Source organism: Achromobacter sp. JD417 (assembly GCF_041879325.1).
GTDB lineage: Bacteria > Pseudomonadota > Gammaproteobacteria > Burkholderiales > Burkholderiaceae_B > Achromobacter > Achromobacter mucicolens.
In genome coordinates this window covers 6,056,998-6,074,937 of record NZ_CP087159.1, presented here as the reverse complement: position 1 = coordinate 6,074,937, position 17,940 = coordinate 6,056,998, and the positions used below count along the sequence as shown (strand labels likewise).

The following is a 17,940-nucleotide window of genomic DNA, read 5'->3' as shown; positions in this document are numbered from 1 at the left end:
TGCAGGCGGCCGTTGCCATTGGGCCCGCGGGTCTCGTAGCAGCGGTTCTACGCCAACGCGCGCGCCATGTCGGTACTGGTGCGTTGCTGCACGCCAAGATCCCGCATGCGATGCAGAAAACCGGCCTGCGCGTTGGCAAAACCCGCGACCGGACTCATGCAGTCGGTCAGCAGCACGATGCGCGACAGATTGCCGCCGGGCAGATGCTCGGCCAGGTGCTCGACGGTGGCCTTCACGCAGTGGCTGCCCGCTTCGCCCGCCACAAGAATCAGATCCGCGCGGTCCAGCGAATCCAGCAAGCCGCGGTTGAGCTGGCTGCGCGGGTCGTCGGCGTCCGGCACCTCGGCCATCAGTGCGCTGTAGTGTTCCGTCCAGGGGTTGGCGCCTTTGGGCACCTTGCGCACGATGAACTGGCGGTCTTCCTCCCAGCGGCCGTAGGCGGCGCGCACGTCGGCATGCACGTTGTGGCCCCAGGTGCCGATTTCGCAATGCACCGGCCACGCCATCAGGGTGTAACGGCCGCGGGCTTCAAGTTCGTCCAGGTAGTTCAGGGTGCGCGGCACGTCGTCATCATGTCGTGGCACGAATTCGCCCGCGCGCAACTGAGCGGCCGTGATCGGCGTGAAGGCCGGCACCGGGTCGCCGTTGCCCATGCGCCAAAAGGTGGGGTGCGCGATATCCAGCCGGTGGTGCGAATCGAGTGTGACCGTGATCGACGAGAGCGCGTGAGCGGTGGCGTCGATGAAGCGCGCCAGCCGCTGCATGTCCGCGTGCGCGCCTGCGATGGGCAGGGCGGGCTCGACCGGCGATCCGGTCAGGGGATCGGTGGGCCGATAAGCGTCGGGCAGGTCGCAAAAATCGTTTTGCGGGTCGACGATCAGCAGATGAATGGAGCGCGTCATGGTGTGTGGGGCGGAGTGGAAACCGGACGGTATTCCCGGGCGCCCGGCCTCAGAACAGCACAAGATGGTCGGCGCGGTCGGGCAACTGGCGCAGCAGCGCGCGCCACTGGCGCCAAAGGACGGAGGATACGCCTAATGCGCCTATCGGAATGAGAATCCACATGGCCTGCTCCTGTCAAGATTCGCACGGTCGTGCGAAATTTAGCGAAAGTAAATGCCGGGACGGAGCCGGCGAAGTGGGACTACTCGATGTACTTGAAGCTGCGGTACGTGGAGATGAGGCGTTCGTAACCTGCCCTCACGCGCTCGTGCGCCTTGGGGTCGCGAAGGAACCGGGCGTCGTGCATCAAGCCGATCATCAGGCTGTAGACCTCGAACACCAGCTGCTGCGGATCGGTGTCGGGACGCAAATGCCCGGCCTCCAGCGCCTGGTTCACCGTGCGCACCATGGCGGCGCGCCAGCGTTTCAGGTTGTGTTCCAGCACCGAGCGTAGCGGGGAGTCGACGTCGTCGTATTCAAATGCGCCGGCTACGTAGATGCAGCCGGTAAGCGTCTCGACATTGCTGGCGCGGTCGATCCACAGCGAAACCAGGGCATTCAGGCGCGGCAGACCGCGCGGATACGCCATGGCCGGCGTGAAGACGGCTTCGACGAAGCGCCGGTCGTATTCATCCAGCACCGCCTGCTGCAGGGCTTCCAGCGATCCGACGCGCGAGAACACGCCGCTCTTGCTGATGCCGAGCCGTTTGGCGACCTGGCCCAGCGAAAGGCTTTCCATGCCTTGCGCGGCGGCCATGTCGAGCGCCGTGTTCACGATCGCCGCGAAGGTGAGTTCGCTTTTCTCGGTTTTTGCTGTCATGGCGGAAATTTAGCACGATCGTGCGAAAAGATCGCCACCTTTAATTCGGGGCGGATGCTAGCGTGAGATCCGGCTTGCGCGACCGGCCTTGTGGGCAGCGTCAGCCGAAAAAAAGCCGGACGGCAATGCCGTCCGGCGTGGTCACTGCACGGTCAGGCTCAGGCGCGTGCGGCCTTGTACTCCAGGCGGTACTTGTGCAGCAGCGGCTCGGTGTAGCCGTTGGGCTGCGTCAGCCCTTCGAACACCAGCGCGCATGCGGCCTTGAACGCCAGCGAGGTGTCGAAGTTGCCTGCCATCGGCTGGTAGAGCGGATCGCCCGCATTCTGCCCGTCGACGATCTTGGCCATGCGCTTGAAGGTCTCCATGACCTGATCGCGGTTCGTGATGCCGTGGCGCAGCCAGTTGGCGATGTGCTGGCTGGAGATGCGCAACGTGGCGCGGTCTTCCATCAGCCCCACGTTGTGGATGTCGGGCACCTTCGAGCAGCCCACGCCCTGGTCGATCCAGCGCACCACATAGCCGAGAATGCCTTGCACGTTGTTGTCCAGCTCTTGCTGGATGTCGGCGGCGGACCATTTGGAAGGATCGCCGACCGGCACGGTGAGCAGGCCATTCAGAAGCTCGTCGCGCACGCTGTCCAGCCGGGTGCGTTCGAGTTCCTGTTGGACCGCCTGCACGTCGATCTGGTGGTAATGCAGCGCGTGCAGCGTGGCGGCCGTGGGCGAGGGCACCCAGGCGGTATTGGCGCCCGCCTTGGGATGCGCGATCTTCTGTTCGAGCATGGCGGCCATCAGGTCGGGCATGGCCCACATGCCCTTGCCGATCTGGGCGCGGCCGCGCAGGCCGGCGTCCAGCCCGACCAGCACGTTGTTGCGTTCGTAGGCGGCGATCCATGCGCTGGACTTCATGTCGCCCTTGCGCATCATGGGGCCGGCTTCCATGCCCGAGTGCATCTCGTCGCCGGTGCGGTCCAGAAAGCCCGTGTTGATGAAGGCGACGCGCGAGGCGGCGGCTTCGATGCAGGCCTTCAGGTTGACGCTGGTGCGGCGCTCTTCGTCCATGATGCCCATTTTCAGGGTGTTGCGCGGCACGCGGATCAAGTCTTCGACGCGGTCGAAGAGCTCGCTGGCGAACGCGGCTTCGGCGGGGCCGTGCATCTTGGGCTTGACGATGTAGACCGAGCCCGTGCGCGAATTGAGCTTGTTCTGGCGGTCCTGCAGCGCGGCCAGGCTGGTGACGACGGCGTCCAGGATGCCTTCGGGAATCTCCTGGCCGTCGCGGTCCAGCACCGCCGGGTTGGTCATCAGATGGCCCACGTTGCGCACGAACATGAGCGAGCGGCCATGCAGCGTCAGCGCCGAACCGTCCGGCCGCGTGTAGTTGCGGTCTGCGTTGAGCTTGCGGGTGAAGGTCTTGCCGCCCTTGGTGACGTCCTCGGTCAGGTCGCCCTTCATCAGGCCGAGCCAGTTGCGATAGATCTGGACCTTGTCGTCGGCGTCGACCGCGGCGACCGAGTCTTCGCAGTCCATGATGGTGGTCAGCGCCGCTTCGACCACCACGTCCTTGACGCCCGCCGCATCGGTGCTGCCAATGGTGCTGGCGCGGTCGATCTGGATCTCGAAATGCAGGCCGTTGTTCTTGAGCAGGATGGCCGTCGGGGCGGACGCATCGCCCTGGTAGCCGACGAATTGCGCGCCGGACTTGAGGCCGGTTGCGCCGGTGGCAAGCGCCACGCGCAGCTCACCGCCTTCGACCGTGTAGCCCTTGGCATCGGCGTGCGAGCCCTGCGCAAGCGGCGCGGCCGTGTCCAGGAAGCTGCGCGCGCGCGCGATGACGGCGGCGCCGCGTTCCGGGTTGTAGCCGCGGCCCGTGTCGCCGGGCGTGGCGGGGATGGCGTCGGTGCCGTACAGGGCGTCGTACAGGCTGCCCCAACGCGCGTTGGCGGCGTTCAGCGCATAACGAGGATTGGACATCGGCACGACGAGCTGCGGGCCGGCCTGCTGCGAGATTTCGGTGTCCACGTTGTCGGTGGTGGCGCGCACGGTGGCCGGTTGCGGCAGCAGATAGCCGATGCCTTCAAGGAACTTGCGGTAGGCGGCCGGATCCGTAATGGGACCAGGATGGGCGCGGTGCCAGGCGTCGAGCTCGGCCTGCAGGCGGTCGCGCTCGGCGAGCAAGGCCCGGTTCTTCGGCGCCAGATCGTGCACCAGGGCTGCAAAGCCTTGCCAGAAGCCGTCGGCATCCAGGCCGGAGCCGGGCAGCGCTTCCTGTTCAATGAATTGACTGAGATTGGCCGCCACTTGCAGGCCGTGGTGCTGGATGCGTTGAGTCATGCGGATCTCTGGCGATAAGTAAGGCAGACCGGCGCGCCGCGCCGGGTGAGGGGTGCTGACATCATCGTCCGCGCCCGCCCCGATGTCCATACGAAAACCAGCTGGTCATACCAGTTTGTGAGGCGGTCGTCAGGCGAAGCGCCGATTTTTGTGGTTTGATATCAGCAACTTACCGAGGCAAGGCCGAGCCGCGCAAGCGTCGACCGCGCATGGTCATACCACTGGTGCGGAGATTGCATGCACGCGGAAATCGAAGAAAAGCCCCGTCAGGTGGCCGATGAAGTCGCCGAACGGATCGAGCGCCTGATTCTGGATGGCGTACTCAAGGCGGGACAGGCCCTGCCGTCCGAGCGGCGCCTGACCGAAAAGCTGGGCGTATCGCGCACGGCGCTGCGCGAGGGCCTGAAGCTGCTGCGCGCGCGCGAGATCATCCACACCGCGCAAGGCAAGGGCTCGTTCGTGGCGCAAATCTCGAAGGTGGACGCCGGCCCGCTGATGCATCTGTTCAATTCGCAGCCGCGCACGCTGTATGACCTGTTGGAAGTGCGGTCGTTGCTGGAGGCCGAATCGGCGCGGCTGGCGGCCATTCGCGGAACCGAGGCGGATTTCATCATGATCCGGCGCCGGTATGACGAGATGGTGTCCGCGCAGGGCGCCGCCACCGACACCGCCACCCATGCACATCTGGATCACGCCTTTCATCTGGCGATCTGCGAGGCCTCGCACAATCCCGTGCTGGTGCATACGCTGCAATCGCTGACGGATCTGCTGCTGGGGTCGGTGTTCGCCTGCGTGAACAACCTGTATCACCGCGAACCGGAAAAGCGGCAGATCGACCGGCAGCACACGCGGCTTTTCAATGCCGTGATCGGGCGCCAGCCCGAGCAGGCCCGCAAGGCGGCGGCGGACCATGTGGATAGCGTGCGCCAGAGCCTGGCGGACATCGAGCAGGAAGAGCAGCGCCTGGTGCGTGCGACGCTGCGCCTGGAAGGCTGGACGTAACGCCGCACGCACGAAAGTGCGGGTCGCGCGTGCTGCCCCGGGACCGCTAGCGGTCGGCTACCGCGCAGCCAGCCAGCGCCAGCGGCTTGCCCGCATAGATGCGGCCGAAGCGGTTGTTGAGGAGGGCGTCCAGACCGATGGCCTCTTGTCCCACAAAGCCCTGCTGCGCCAGCACGCCGTGCGCCACCAGATCGAGCGCGGCGCAGATGCCGGCAGCGGTGGACAACTGGATCGCGCTGAGCCGATGGCCGTCCACCTCGGCACCGAACACTCGGATCGGATACGACTCTTCCTCCAGGCGGCCATGCCGATAGCCGGAGGCCGATGCCTGGATGACGATCACGTCCTGCTCGGTGGTGGGGATGGCCGACTCGAAGATGTCCTTGAGCAGATCGCGGCGATCGCGCAGGCGCAGGTCATTGAGCAGCAGCTTCATGATGCTGCAATGACCGGGGTAGCGCACCGACTTGTAGTCGACGTTGCGGGCGCGCCCCAGCAGCGTGGCGGGCAGGGTACCCAGGCCGCCCGAGGTGTTGAAGGCCTCGTACTCGACGCCGTCCAGCGCAAAGGTTTCGTAGCCTTCCAATGCGGGCACGCTGGTCAATTGCCCGTCGACGATGGCCTCGCACGGATTGCAGTATTCGTTGATGAGCCCCTCGGTGCTCCACGTCAGGTTGTAGCGCAGGCTGTTGGAGGGATAGCGCGGCAGTGCGCCGACCCGCATCCGCAGGTCCAGCAGAGTGTCGAAGCGGCGCGCCAGCGCATTGCCGACGATGCCGATGAAGCCGGGCGCCAGGCCGCATTGCGGCATGAGCACGCCGCGCGCCTCGTTGGCGAGCGCCTGGATCGCATGCGTGCTGGCGACGTCTTCGGTGAGGTCGAAGTAATGCACGCCGGCCTTGGCACATAGGCCCGCCACCGCGACTGCGCGATGAAAGGGCAGCGCATTGACCACGGCGTAAGCGCCTTCGATGCAGCGGGCCACGCCGGCGTCGTCGCTTACCTGTTGCGTTTCGCAGCCCAGCTCAGCCAGCACGGCAAGGCGGCCGGCGTCCTGGTCCGCGACCAGAACCGAATAATCGCCGCTGCGTTCCAGCATCAGCGCGATCGCGAAACCGATTTTTCCGGCGCCCAACAGAACGATGGGTTTGGTGTGCGTGGACATGATGCTGCTCCTGCAATGAGAGGGAAGGGAAGTGGCCTCAATCCTATGCGGGAGTGCTGTCGATTTGTAGCAGCAAAAATGTCGAATCGGCTTTAAGTAACGTCGTTATGACTTATTTATCTGTCGAAGCGTCAAACAAAAAGCCCTCTGGCTTGAGGCCAGAGGGCTGCCTGGTTGTGATTCACGGCCGGCGCGGACCGTGGATCAGCTGCCCAGGTGGGGGGGATAGTCCATGTTGCCGAAGGTCACCAGGCCTTCGGTCTTGGCTTGCGCCAGTTGCGATTCAACTTGGGCGCGGGTCAGCGTCGAGGCGGAAGCCGACGCCGCGACGGGCGGGTAGTCCATGTTGCCGAAGGTGACCTGGCCGGCATTCTTGGCCTGGGCCAGTTCAGCTTGCACTTGCTGCGAGGTCAGGCTGCTGCGCTGGGCGATGGGGGCGGGATAGCCTTCTTCGCCGAAGGTGTATTGGCCCGAAACCTTGGCTTGTTGCAGCTCGGCTTGAACCTGAGCGCGGGTGGTGGCTTGGTCGGCTTCGGCGGCTTGGGCGCCGGCGGCCAGAACGGACATGGACAACATCAATGCGGTAGCAAGGGTTTTCATGGCAGACCTCCGAGTCTTGTGAGCTTGGGATTCGAGCCTCAGACCTGATTGCCTGGGGCTCGCTTGCTGTGTCCCGATGAGAGGCATTCTGTGCCTAAACAACCCTGGGATAAACCCTTATTCCTTGAAAACATCTTTCCATAATCATGGCTAATCGACATGGATTGTCCATGTTGGCGCCATGGGTGGCGATATTTCCATGGGATGACGTGTCAGATTTCCGGCAGCGCGCCGGGGGCTGGCGGGTGCGGCGAAGACAGGGGGAGGGGGCCAGAAGTCGGCCAGAAGGAGATGGCCGGAAGTCGGCCGGAAGGAGGTGGCCAGTGCGGCGAGCCGCCCTGGCCAGCAGACTGCGGCGGATCAGCGGTTCAGATCGGCCAGGGCGTCGTTGTATTCGGCCTGCGCTTCGTCGAGTTTGCGTTGGGCCTTGTCGATCTTGTCCTGTTTGCCCTTGGCCTTGGCCTCTTTCAGCTCCTGCTGGCGCTCGGTGACCTTGGATTGCTTCTCGCGCACGTCGGCTTCGCGCTGCGATTGCAGGCGGCTGTCGGTGCAGCTTGCCTTGGCCTCGGACAGCGCCTTGCGAAGGCCTGCCTCGCGGCGCGTGTTGTTCTGCGCCTGCGCGGCGGCGATGTCGTTTTCGATGTGGCAGAACTTGGCCGCGCAACCGCGCAGCGGTGCGCAGTCGGTGGCGGCCTGCGCCGGCATTGCGGCAAAGAGGGCGCACGCGGCGGCGGCGACAGTGAGGGATTTGAACGATGCGGGCATGCGGTGACTCCGTGACGTGGGCGGAAGGGCCATCATCGCCCGCGCGCGGCAATCCCGCAAACAGGCGGGCCAAAGCGGCAAGCGCCACGGCCGGGCGCCGTGGCGCTTGCCGGGGATCAGCGGATCAGCGCACCCGCCAGCGCGGCCACGACAAGCAGCGCGCCCAGCCACAGGTTGGCGCGAAAGAGCATGAAGTTACGGTCGGGGCGCTGAATGTCGAAGACTTTCAGTTGCCACGCGAGGTGCGCCGCCACGGCAATCATGCCCACCTGATACGCCCACGACAGGCCCATCGCATGCCCGCCCCAGGCCCACAACAGCACCGTGCCCACGTAGAAACCGCCGATCCAGAGCTTGCCCTGGTCGCCAAAGCGCATGGCGGTCGAGTGCAGGCCCAGGCTGCGATCGTCGCGCACGTCCACGTAGGCGTAGATGCTGTCGTAGCCCACTTGCCACAGCACGGCGCCCATCCACATGGCGATGGCGGCAAGCGGCACATGGTTCTGCGTGTCCGACCAGGCCATGAGCATGCCCCAGTTAAAGCAGATGCCCAGCACGACCTGCGGCCAGTACGTGACGCGCTTGCACAGCGGATAGATGAAGACGAAGGGCAGAACCGCCACGGCCAGCCAGCGGCTCATATCGTTCAGGAAAAAGAGCAGCGAGCCGCAGACCAGCAGCTGGCCGAGCAGGAACCAGATGGCGTTCTTCATCGACAGCTGGCCGCTGGTCAGCGGACGGAAGCGCGTGCGTTCGACGTGTTTGTCGAAGTTGCGGTCGCACATGTCGTTGACGGTGCAGCCGATGCCGCGCATGAGCAACGCGCCCAGCGAGAAGACGATGAGGCGTTTGAAGTCGGGCAGGCCGCCCGCGGCCTGGACCAGCGCGGCGATCGCCGGCAGCAGGGTCAGCCAGGTGCCGATGGGACGGTCCAGGCGGCACAGGCGGGCATAGGGACGCCATGACTTCGGAAGCCAGCGTTCGACCCAGTCGGTGAAGACGATGTCACTGAGGTCGGCGGGGGAAGGTTGCGAAGCGCTCACTGTCTCGGTCAAAAGAGGTCGGGAAAGCCGACAGCATAAAACAACGGCCGGGCGCTGCGCCCGGCCGATCGGTAATCACGGCATCCGCGCCGCCCCGTCAAGGGACGGCTTCGGATCTGGTCATTCCGCCTTCAGCAGCTTGCCCAGGATGGCGATGCCGGTGCGGATCTTGTCTTCCGGCACGGTCGCGAAACTGAGGCGCAGCGTGTTGCGCTTGCCTTCGCCGCTGTAGAACGGCGCGCCGGGCACGAAGGCCACGTTCTGCGCGATGGCTTTTTCGAGCAGCTTGGTGCTGTCGATGTGCTCGGGCAGCGTCAGCCAGATGAACATGCCGCCTTCCGGCTTGGTCCAGGTGACGGTGGACGGGAATTCCTTCTGGATGGCGTCCAGCATGCAGCTGCCCTGGGCGCGGTAGATCTCGCGCACGTTCGGCAGGTGTTCGGCCAGGAAGCCGTCCTTGACGATTTCGTACACGGCCATCTGGGTCAGCGTGGGCGTGTGCAGGTCCGTGGCCTGCTTGGCCTGCACCAGCTTGTTGATGAGGGCGCGGCCGCCAACGATGTAGCCCAGGCGCAGGCCCGGCGCCAGCACCTTGGAGAACGTGCCCAGGCGGACGACGTTCGCGCCGTATTCATTGGCAAGCGCGATCAGGCCGGGCTGCGGCTCGCCGGCGTAACGCAGTTCGCCGTAGGGATCGTCCTCGACGATGGTCAGGCCCAGTTCGGCGGCGCGCTTGACCAGCGCGATGCGGCGTTCCAGGTTGAGCGTGCGGCCCGTCGGGTTCTGGAAGTTGGGCAGGGCGTACAGGAAGCGGGCGCCGGCGGCTAGTTCGGGCGTGATCGCTTCGGGGATCAGGCCGCCTTCGTCGGTGGGCACCGGCACGAAGTTCGGCTGGTACAGGCTGAACGATTGCAGCGCGCCCAGATAGCTGGGGTCTTCGACCAGCACCTTGCTGTCCTTGTCGATGAGCACCTTGCCCAGCAGATCCAGCGCCTGCTGCGAGCCGGAGACGATGAGGACCTGGTCGGGGGCGACGTCGGCGCCGGACGCGGTCAGTTCATCGGCGACCCACTTGCGCAGGGGCGCATAACCTTCGGTGGGGCCGTATTGCAGGGCCGCGCGGCCGTTGGTGGACAGGACCTTGTCGAATGCCGCACGCACCACTTCTACCGGAAAGCCGCCGGGCGCGGGCAGACCGCCTGCGAACGAAATGACTTCGGGGCGCTCGGTGACCTTGAGAATCTCGCGGATGGCGGAGCTGGTGAGTTGCAGGGCGCGTTCCGAAAAGGAAAACGCAGGTTCGATAGGCTTGTCCATGGAGTGCTTCTTGATCAAGAAGGGTGGGTCGGGTGATACGGTTGACAACAAAGTATTGTCCCATACGGTAACAGCCCGGCCCCTTTATCGGGGGGAACCCCTAAAATCACCTGCATCGATAACCGCCTGTACAGTTACATTCCATGTTCGAAGCCGCTCCCATCGTCGCCGAGTCCAAAGCCGCCCTGTATGCCGAACTGGCCGTCCAGGCGCGTGCGCTGCTGCAAGGCGAGCCCGACCGCATCGCCAACGCCGCGAACCTGAGCGCGCTGGCGTTCCAGGCCCTGCCCGAACTGAACTGGGCGGGGTTTTATTTCTTCGACGGCACGGAATTGGTACTGGGCCCCTTCCAGGGCAAGCCCGCCTGCGTGCGCATTGCGCTTGATCGCGGCGTGTGCGGCGCAGCAGCCAGCCAGCGCCAGACGCAGCTCGTGCCGGACGTGCATGCCTTTCCCGGCCACATCGCCTGCGACGCGGCTTCGCGTTCGGAAATCGTGGTGCCGCTGGTGCACGGGGGCGAACTGATTGGCGTGTGGGACGTGGACAGCCCCGTGCCGGACCGCTTCGACGAAGACGACCGCAAGGGCATGGAAGCGCTGTGCCAGGTGTTCCTCGCGACGCTCGGCTGACTGCCGTCCCGCGGCCACCGGATTCGGCCGGAAATGCCTGTCGTTGACACCGCCGCGCCCGCCCGGTAGATTGCTGCATCCGCCGCCTATCGCGTCCCCGATCATTCATGATTCATCAGGCCCACCAGACTGCTAGCCACCTCCGCGCCCTTGGCGTGGTGCTGGCTGCCGCCGGCCTGAAATCCAAAAAACAGCCGCTCATCTGACCGGAGCATGCTGTTCCGTCAGATGGGCGACGGAACAGCGGCCTGCCGGCAGCGCTTTGGCGCACCCGCGCGCACCCCCACTGATATCCCGAGCACTTCTGTACGGTCCCCCAACGGTCCATACGAAGGAGTGTTCTCATGCAATCGAATCAATCTCTGTTCCAGGGTGTCTGGGTGCCCCTGGTCACGCCGTTTTCGGGCGGCCATGTCGACGGCGGAGCCCTGCGCCGCCTCGTGCGTCACTATCTGGCGGCGGGCGTGGACGGCCTGGTCGTATGCGGCAGCACCGGCGAGGCGGCGGCCCTGGACGATGCCGAGCAGCTCGCCGTGCTGGACGCGGTGCTGGCCGAAGCCGGCCCGCTGCCCATCGTGATGGGACTGGCCGGCAATCACCAGGGCCATGTGCTGCAGCGGCTGTCGGCCTTCGGTACGCGGCCGCTGGCCGGCATCCTGGCGCCCGCGCCGTATTACGTGCGCGCGGGCCAGGAAGGCGCCGCCGCCTACTTCCGCTGCCTGGCCGATGCCTCGCGCTTTCCGCTGGTGCTCTACGACATTCCGTACCGGACCGGCACCACGCTGGACACGTCCACGCTGCTGGCGCTGGCGGCGCACCCGAATATCGCCGCCATCAAGGACTGCGGCGGATCCCTGGAAAAGACGGTGGCGCTGATTGCCGATGGTCAGATGAACGTGCTGGCGGGCGAAGACCTGCAGTCGCTGTCCGCAATGTGCCTGGGGGCCACGGGCATGATCGCTGCCGCCGCGCATGTGCGTCCCGATCTTTTCGTGGCCATGCACCGCGCGGTGCGCGAGCAGCGGCTGGACGAGGCCAGGACCCTGTTTCATGCGTTGGCGCCAGTGATCGGGTTGACGTTCGGCGAGCCGAATCCGGGGCCGCTGAAAGCGCAACTTGCCCGCCAGGGGCTGCTGTCGAACGAATTGCGCCTGCCCATGCTGCCGGCCAGCGCGGCGCTCGCGGCGCAGCTGGATGCCGCGGTGGATGCGCTGGATCGGCAGCTTCCGGCGGGTGGGCCGGCGCTGCGCGCGGCATGAGCGGTTTGTGGCGTCCGGATTCAATTGGTAATACCTGCCCTACCGGGAAGCTGACGGATTGCTTATGATGCGGCCATTCTTCGGGGTGAAACAAAACCTTCATGGGCCAAGCTTTTGAAGCCTTGTCCGCCTGGCAGGTCATGCTGGCGGGGCTGCTCTTTTTCGGCGGCATCTACCTGGTCTTTGGCGCGGCCACTTGGCTGCTGACGCGGCACGTCCTGCCGGCCCTTGGCCTGGGCCGGCCGCTCGATCCGCGGCCCCTGGCGCCGGGACAACTGCGGCGCGAACTGGCGCAGTCGGGTCTGTCGATCCTGCTGTTCGGCACCGGCATGATCTTCCCGTGGGGCCTTTTGCAACTGGGTTGGGCGCGCCTGGACCCGGACGCGAGCTGGCAGCAGATCGTGCTGGAAATCCTGGCGCTCGTGGCCTGGAACGACGTGCATTTCTGGATCAACCACCGGCTGCTGCATACGCGGCTGCTGCGCCGTTTTCACCTGCCGCACCACCGCTCGGTCGTAACCACGCCGTTCTCGACCTACAGCTTTCATCCCATCGAGGCGCTGATGCTGGGCAACGTGATCCTCTTGCCGATGGTGGTGCATGATTTCAGCTTCTGGTCGCTGCTGTCGGTGCCGCTGTTCAGCCTGTTCTTCAATTGCATCGGTCACGCCAACTACGATTTCTTTCCCAAGGTGTCGTACGCGCACTGGTTTGCCGCCAGCCGCCGGCACCATCTGCACCATGCCTGCTACAACGGCAACTACGGCTTCCAGTTCACCTTCATGGATCGCCTGTTCCGCACGCGGCTGGGGGCGGACGCCGCCGAGCGCCAGTTGCAGGCCCATCGCCAGCGCGAATCCGGCGCCGGCCTGCGAGGCTCCGCATAGTGGCGCCAAGCTTGGGCCCGCGGCGCACGCTGCCCGCGCTGCGCAACCGGCGCGATTGGCAGAGCCTGGCCTACCTGGCCGCGCTGCCCCTGCTTGCCGGCTGGCAGTGGTTCCACGGGTTCTGGTGGCCGGCCTACGCGCTGATGCTGTTCCTGACGCTGGGCATCGGCGTCATCCATCACAATCACACGCACTTGAGGATGTGGCGCGGCCGCCGCGCCAACCGCATCACCGATTTCTGGATCACGTTGCTGCAGGGCCATCCGACGTTCGTGTTCTACCCGGCCCACGTCGCCAATCACCACCGCTTCAAGCACGGCGCGCGCGATGTGGCGCGCACCTATCGGTTTGGCGGCGATACCAACCATCTGTGGGGCTACGTTATCCATCCGGTGCAGGCGGCCTGGGTGCTGTATCCGTTGTTCTTTGCGTGGCTGGGCCGGTTGCGCCGGCACTGGCCAGGCGCCTGGCGCTATTGCATGGCGCAGTACGGCGCGTGGCTGGGCCTGTGGGCCGGCCTCATCGCCGTGAATCCTGTCAAGGCGCTGGTGTTCGTGATCGTGCCGCAGCTTCACGGCCTGCATTGGCTGCTGGCCACCAACTATCTGCAGCACGCGCACGCGGACGGCGGGCCGCGGCAGGTGGCGGGCCTGAACTACGCGCGCAACTTCGAGGGGCTGGTCAATCCGCTGCTCTTTAACATTGGCCTGCACACTGCGCACCACGAACATCCGCGCGCGCACTGGTCCGAACTGACCCGCCTGCATCGCGAGCACTACCGCGGCCGCGTGCGCGCCGAATTGAATGAGCGCGGCCTTGCGCCCTACATGTTCCGCGTGTTCGTGCTGGGCGCCTTCATCCCCAGGTTTCGCAGCCGTTCCTGCATGGCGCCCGAGCACGTCCGCTAGCGCCGCACTCCCCCTTTTTCAACCAGAGATCCGTCATGCCCATTGCGTTTCATCGTGTCTACCTGGAGAGCGCCGGTTATTTCATGCCGGGCGAGCCCGTGTCCAACGAGGCCATGGATGACTACATCGCCCCGCTGAACCGCATGTCCAGCCGGATCAAGACCCGCATCCTGGCCGAGAACGGCATCAAGCAGCGCTATTACGCCATCGACCCCGAGGGCACGACCGTGTTTTCCAATGCGCAGCTGGCGGCCAACGCCATCCGCGATTGCCTGCGGCGCCACGACACCGACCTGTCGGCCATATCGATGCTGGCCAGCGGTTCGTCCGGGGGCGATGCGCTGATGCCGGGGTTTTCCAACATGATCCAGGGCGAGCTGGCCGCGCCGCCCATGGAAACGCTGTCGGTGCATGGCATCTGCGCTGCCGGAGTGTCGGCGATCCAGGCGGCCGCGCAAGGCGTCGAACTGGGCGCGCATGCCAGCGCGCTGGCGGTCGCCAGCGAATTGCCGTCGCGCCTGTTCAAGCGCTCGCGCTTTGCCGCGCGCGGCTATGACGCCGACTTCGACGCGCACTTCCTGCGCTGGATGCTGTCGGACGGGGCCGGCGCGGTATTGCTGGGCAACAGCGGACGGCCGCTGCCCGGCGCCTCGCAGGGCGTGCGGTTGCGCCTGAAGTGGGTGCATCAGCGCGCGTTCTCGGGCGACTATCCCGTCTGCATGCAGCTCGGGCTGTCCGCCGACCGGAGCAAGGGGCATCTGGACTACCCCTCGTGGAACGAGGCCGAGACCGACGGTGCGCTGTCGCTGCGCCAGGACATCCGCCTGTTGCCGCATCTGTTCGACATCGGCATCCACGAGTACGCCAAGCTGGTGCGCGACGGATGGGTGGATCCGGACCAGGTCGATCATTTCCTGTGCCATTACTCGTCCGAGAAATTCATTCCCGTTGTGGAAGACCTGATGGAGAAGGCCGGGCTGGTGATCCCGCGCGAGCGCTGGTTCAGCAACCTGGCGTGGCGCGGCAACACGGGCGCGGCATCCATCATGATCATGCTGGCCGAGTTCCTGGAAACGCGGGAGGTCAAGCCGGGCGAGCAGATCTTCTGCTACATCCCCGAATCCGGACGTTTCATGGCGGCCTACATGCTGCTGGAGGCCGAAGCGGTGCATGCAACGCCTGCAGTGGCTGCCGGTGCGCCCGCCGCGGCCGCGCGCGAGGATGCGGGATCCGCCGATGCCGACGCGATCGCGCCGCCGCATGATCCCGACATGGCGCCGCAGGGCCTGGGACAACTCTTGACCGAGCTGGCGGCGATCTGGCACGACTACCGCTCGCGCGTGTGGCGCACGCCGGTGATCCGGCGTCTGCGCAACCGGCAGTTCCAGACCGCGGACTACCTGGCGTGGATGGAGAACTGGATTCCGCAGGTGCGCGAAGGCAGCAAGTGGATGCGCGAGGGCGCCGCGTCGCTGACCGAGCAATACGCGCCGCTGGCCGCGCTGATCGACATGCACGCGGGCGAGGAGCAGAACGACTTCCAGATCCTGTTCCAGGACTATCGCAACGCCGGCGGCGCGGTGGACAGCATCGACGCCTTGCGCCGCAATCCGGGCGGCGAAGCGCTGAACGCCTATCTGCACAGCGTGGCCGCCACGCGCGACCCCATCGGCCTGTTGGGCGCGATCTACATCATCGAAGGCACGGGGCAACGCATCGTGCCTGCGCTCTTGCCGCTGCTCAAGGCCAGCCTGAAATTGCCGCCCGACGCCTTCCGCTTCCTGGAGTACCACGGCCACAACGATGAGCACCATCTGGCGCGGTGGCTGTCGGCGGTGGAACTGGCGCTCGATTGCGACGAGGATGGGCGCGCCGAACAGCGCATCGTCGACACCGCGCGCCGCACGGCGGCGCTTTACCTGATGCAGTTTCATCATGTGATGGAGGCGGATGCGGCATGAAGAAGGAACCCGAATTCCTTGCCCGGGAACACGATCCGGCAGACCCCAGCCCCTGGCTGGCCCTTTACCTGGATCGCAGCACGCCGCTGCCGGACAAGGTCAAGAAAGCGTGGCTGACGGATTCCAGCTGCGCGTCGCGGCAATACCTGCTGCCGTTCCTGCGGCCGATCGCGCGCGCCTTCATCATCCTGATCCAGATCGTCAAGACATTCCTGCCGCGCCGCTGGTCGCATTCGCGGCTGCTGCACCGCATCCTGGCCTGGGGCTTGAAGCGGTTCGTGTCGCCCGAGGCGAACTGGCTGATTTTGCGGCACTTCCATCTGGGGGCGCAGGCGCTGTCGTTCATCGCCGCGAACTCGCCGGTGCCCATCAGCACGACGCCGCTCGAGCCGATGACGATCGACGATCTGAAGGACGATCTGTTCGTCAAGCACGACCTGAATCTCTTTAACTTCGTCATCCGGCTGAACCAGGCGCTGCGCGACGCGGGCGTGGAGATGCATGCCCCGCAGACGGTGGACTATTCGATGCTGCGCGATCCGCCGATCCGGCTGGAGGACATGCCGCAGGGCAAGCTGAATTTCCTGGACCTGCAAAGCGCCATCGAGCTGTTCACGCCGCTTTACCAGCTTTTGCTGACCGACAACGATTTCTGGCGCGCGGCCAATTCGCTTCAGCTTGACGAGACCGTGGGCATCTATGCGGCCAAGCTGCTGGGGGCTCCGCAGCACCTCATCCTGGTCAACAACAACCATCCGCTGGTGCCGATGTCCACGCTGCGCGCGGGCTACCGGCTGGTGCTGCACGGGCTGTCCACGGAAATGCTGCATAGCCTGCTGATGGAGATGAAGGCGGCGCAGGCGGGCGCCGAGCCGCCGGCCCCGATCGCATAGAAAAGGCGGCAGGGATCAGTGTTGACCCGGCGTTACACCGGCCGGGCGCTGGGCTATATTGCGACGCTTGTCTTACAAGCCCGGCGGCGCCCGTAGCCGCCCGGCACCCTAGGAAATGCCGCAAATGCCTCAGACGCTAGAGGTCATCGCCACCATCCTGTTCGCCGTGGCGGTCCTCCATACTTTCTCGGTTCCCTTCTTCGCGCGGCTCGCGCATCGAGGGGGGCCGCACGCGGGCTTCTGGCATCTGTTCTCCGAGGTCGAGGCCGTCTTCGGCGTCTGGGCGTTCGCGCTGATCGTGACCATGGCCGCGCTGGCCGGACCGGCGGGCGCCATCGACTACATGGACACGCGCAACTTCACGGAGCCGCTGTTCGTTTTCGCGATCATGGTCGTGGCGGCCAGCCGGCCGATTCTTGAGCTGGTGGGGCTGCTGGTGCGCATCGTCGCGCGAGCCCTACCCATGCCGCGCGAGCTGTCCACCTTCTTCGTCGTGATGGCCATGGTGCCGCTGGGCGGCTCGTTCATCACCGAACCGGCCGCGATGACGTTGGCCGCGATCCTGCTGCGCGACGCCTACTTCCGCAGCAGCGGCCGGGCCGGTTTCAAGTACCTGACGCTCGGCGTGCTGTTCGTGAACGTGTCCATCGGCGGCGTGCTGACGTCCTACGCGGCGCCGCCCGTCCTGATGGTGGCGAGCACGTTCGGCTGGGATTCGGCCTTCATGCTCCAGCATTTCGGCTGGCGCGCGGCGCTGGCGGTCTGCTTGAATGCGGGGCTGCTGACGTTCATCTGCCGCAAGGCGCTGCTGGAAGGCTCGGTGGGCACCCGCGGTGGCGTCGATGCCCCCGAAGGCCCCGGCAAGCGTGGCCCAGTTCCCGCCCTGGTGATCGCGGTGCACCTGGTGTTCCTCATCGCCATCGTGCTGACTGCGCATCATCCGGCCATTTTCCTGGGCTTGTTGATGATGTTCATCGGGTTTGCCGAGGCCTACAAGCGCCACCAGGACCGTCTGATGATCAAGGAAGGCCTGATGGTGGGCTTCTTCCTGGCCGGGCTGGTGGTGCTGGGCGGACTGCAGAAATGGTGGCTGCAGGACCTCTTGGGAGGGCTGGAGCCTTTCGTCCTGTTCTGGGGCGCGACCGCGCTCACGGCGATTACCGACAACGCCGCGCTTACCTACCTGGGTTCGCTCGTGGAGGGCACCAGCGAGGCCTGGCGTTACATGCTGGTGGCCGGCGCGGTCACGGGCGGCGGGCTGACGGTGATCGCCAATGCGCCGAACCCGGCCGGTTTCGCGATCCTGAAGAACCATTTCCCGGACGGCAGCATCTCGTCCGGGCGCCTGTTCCTGTGCGCCCTGGGGCCGACCCTGGTGGCGGCCTTGATGTTCCTGCTGCCCGTGTAGCGAGCCGT

General features: G+C 65.7%; 16 protein-coding genes. 8 read left to right on the top strand and 8 right to left on the bottom strand.

Going from position 1 to position 17,940, the window contains the following annotated elements:
* Positions 1 to 47: 47 nt before the first annotated feature.
* The 3 genes from LN047_RS27930 to LN047_RS27920 form a co-directional block, all read right to left on the bottom strand.
* Positions 48 to 902, bottom strand: coding sequence for a cysteine hydrolase (locus LN047_RS27930; protein WP_373980801.1), 855 nt, complete (start codon positions 900 to 902; stop codon positions 48 to 50).
* Between the two features lie 242 nt (positions 903 to 1,144).
* Complete coding sequence (locus LN047_RS27925; protein WP_373980800.1) at positions 1,145 to 1,762, bottom strand: TetR/AcrR family transcriptional regulator; 618 nt, start codon at positions 1,760 to 1,762, stop codon at positions 1,145 to 1,147.
* 158 nt (positions 1,763 to 1,920) lie between these two features.
* The gene (locus tag LN047_RS27920; RefSeq protein WP_373980799.1) at positions 1,921 to 4,095 is read right to left on the bottom strand and encodes a malate synthase G; all 2,175 of its coding nucleotides are present in this window, start codon (positions 4,093 to 4,095) and stop codon (positions 1,921 to 1,923) included.
* A gap of 237 nt (positions 4,096 to 4,332) precedes the next feature.
* On the opposite strand from LN047_RS27920, the gene glcC reads away from it, so the two are divergent.
* Entirely contained in the window at positions 4,333 to 5,097 is a 765-nt protein-coding gene (glcC, locus tag LN047_RS27915; RefSeq protein ID WP_056327127.1) for a transcriptional regulator GlcC, read from the top strand.
* A gap of 46 nt (positions 5,098 to 5,143) precedes the next feature.
* Here the strand turns inward: glcC and LN047_RS27910 are convergent, their stop codons facing one another.
* The 5 genes from LN047_RS27910 to LN047_RS27890 all read right to left on the bottom strand — a co-directional run bounded on the left by LN047_RS27910 (position 5,144) and on the right by LN047_RS27890 (position 9,987).
* A complete protein-coding gene (locus tag LN047_RS27910; RefSeq protein WP_373980798.1) occupies positions 5,144 to 6,262 on the bottom strand; it encodes a saccharopine dehydrogenase C-terminal domain-containing protein in 1,119 nt (372 codons plus the stop codon).
* A 204-nt stretch (positions 6,263 to 6,466) separates the two neighbouring features.
* Entirely contained in the window at positions 6,467 to 6,862 is a 396-nt protein-coding gene (locus LN047_RS27905) for a DUF4148 domain-containing protein (protein WP_082586414.1), read from the bottom strand.
* Between the two features lie 360 nt (positions 6,863 to 7,222).
* Positions 7,223 to 7,627 carry a DUF1090 domain-containing protein gene (locus LN047_RS27900; protein ID WP_373980797.1) on the bottom strand — a complete coding sequence of 135 codons (405 nt, stop codon included), beginning with the start codon at positions 7,625 to 7,627 and terminating at the stop codon, positions 7,223 to 7,225.
* 116 nt (positions 7,628 to 7,743) lie between these two features.
* Positions 7,744 to 8,670 (bottom strand): 4-hydroxybenzoate octaprenyltransferase, encoded by a 927-nt coding sequence (ubiA, locus tag LN047_RS27895; RefSeq protein WP_056327135.1) that lies wholly within the window; start codon positions 8,668 to 8,670, stop codon positions 7,744 to 7,746.
* Positions 8,671 to 8,790: 120 nt separating this feature from the next.
* Entirely contained in the window at positions 8,791 to 9,987 is a 1,197-nt protein-coding gene (locus tag LN047_RS27890) for a PLP-dependent aminotransferase family protein (protein WP_373980796.1), read from the bottom strand.
* 143 nt (positions 9,988 to 10,130) lie between these two features.
* On the opposite strand from LN047_RS27890, the gene LN047_RS27885 reads away from it, so the two are divergent.
* The 7 genes from LN047_RS27885 to LN047_RS27855 all read left to right on the top strand — a co-directional run bounded on the left by LN047_RS27885 (position 10,131) and on the right by LN047_RS27855 (position 17,932).
* Positions 10,131 to 10,616, top strand: a complete 486-nt coding sequence (locus LN047_RS27885; RefSeq protein WP_373980795.1) for a GAF domain-containing protein — start codon at positions 10,131 to 10,133, stop codon at positions 10,614 to 10,616.
* Between the two features lie 344 nt (positions 10,617 to 10,960).
* Positions 10,961 to 11,875, top strand: a complete 915-nt coding sequence (gene dapA / locus LN047_RS27880) for a 4-hydroxy-tetrahydrodipicolinate synthase (protein ID WP_373980794.1) — start codon at positions 10,961 to 10,963, stop codon at positions 11,873 to 11,875.
* Positions 11,876 to 11,976: 101 nt separating this feature from the next.
* The gene (locus tag LN047_RS27875; protein WP_373980793.1) at positions 11,977 to 12,762 is read left to right on the top strand and encodes a sterol desaturase family protein; all 786 of its coding nucleotides are present in this window, start codon (positions 11,977 to 11,979) and stop codon (positions 12,760 to 12,762) included.
* Complete coding sequence (locus LN047_RS27870; RefSeq protein ID WP_373980792.1) at positions 12,762 to 13,670, top strand: fatty acid desaturase; 909 nt, start codon at positions 12,762 to 12,764, stop codon at positions 13,668 to 13,670. The genes LN047_RS27875 and LN047_RS27870 overlap by 1 nt, the downstream gene beginning before the upstream one ends.
* A 35-nt stretch (positions 13,671 to 13,705) precedes the next feature.
* Positions 13,706 to 15,631 carry an iron-containing redox enzyme family protein gene (locus LN047_RS27865; protein ID WP_373980791.1) on the top strand — a complete coding sequence of 642 codons (1,926 nt, stop codon included), beginning with the start codon at positions 13,706 to 13,708 and terminating at the stop codon, positions 15,629 to 15,631.
* Positions 15,628 to 16,524, top strand: coding sequence for a hypothetical protein (locus LN047_RS27860; protein WP_056327150.1), 897 nt, complete (start codon positions 15,628 to 15,630; stop codon positions 16,522 to 16,524). The genes LN047_RS27865 and LN047_RS27860 overlap by 4 nt, the downstream gene beginning before the upstream one ends.
* 124 nt (positions 16,525 to 16,648) lie before the next feature.
* Complete coding sequence (locus LN047_RS27855) at positions 16,649 to 17,932, top strand: putative Na+/H+ antiporter (RefSeq protein WP_373980790.1); 1,284 nt, start codon at positions 16,649 to 16,651, stop codon at positions 17,930 to 17,932.
* Positions 17,933 to 17,940: the final 8 nt, after the last annotated feature.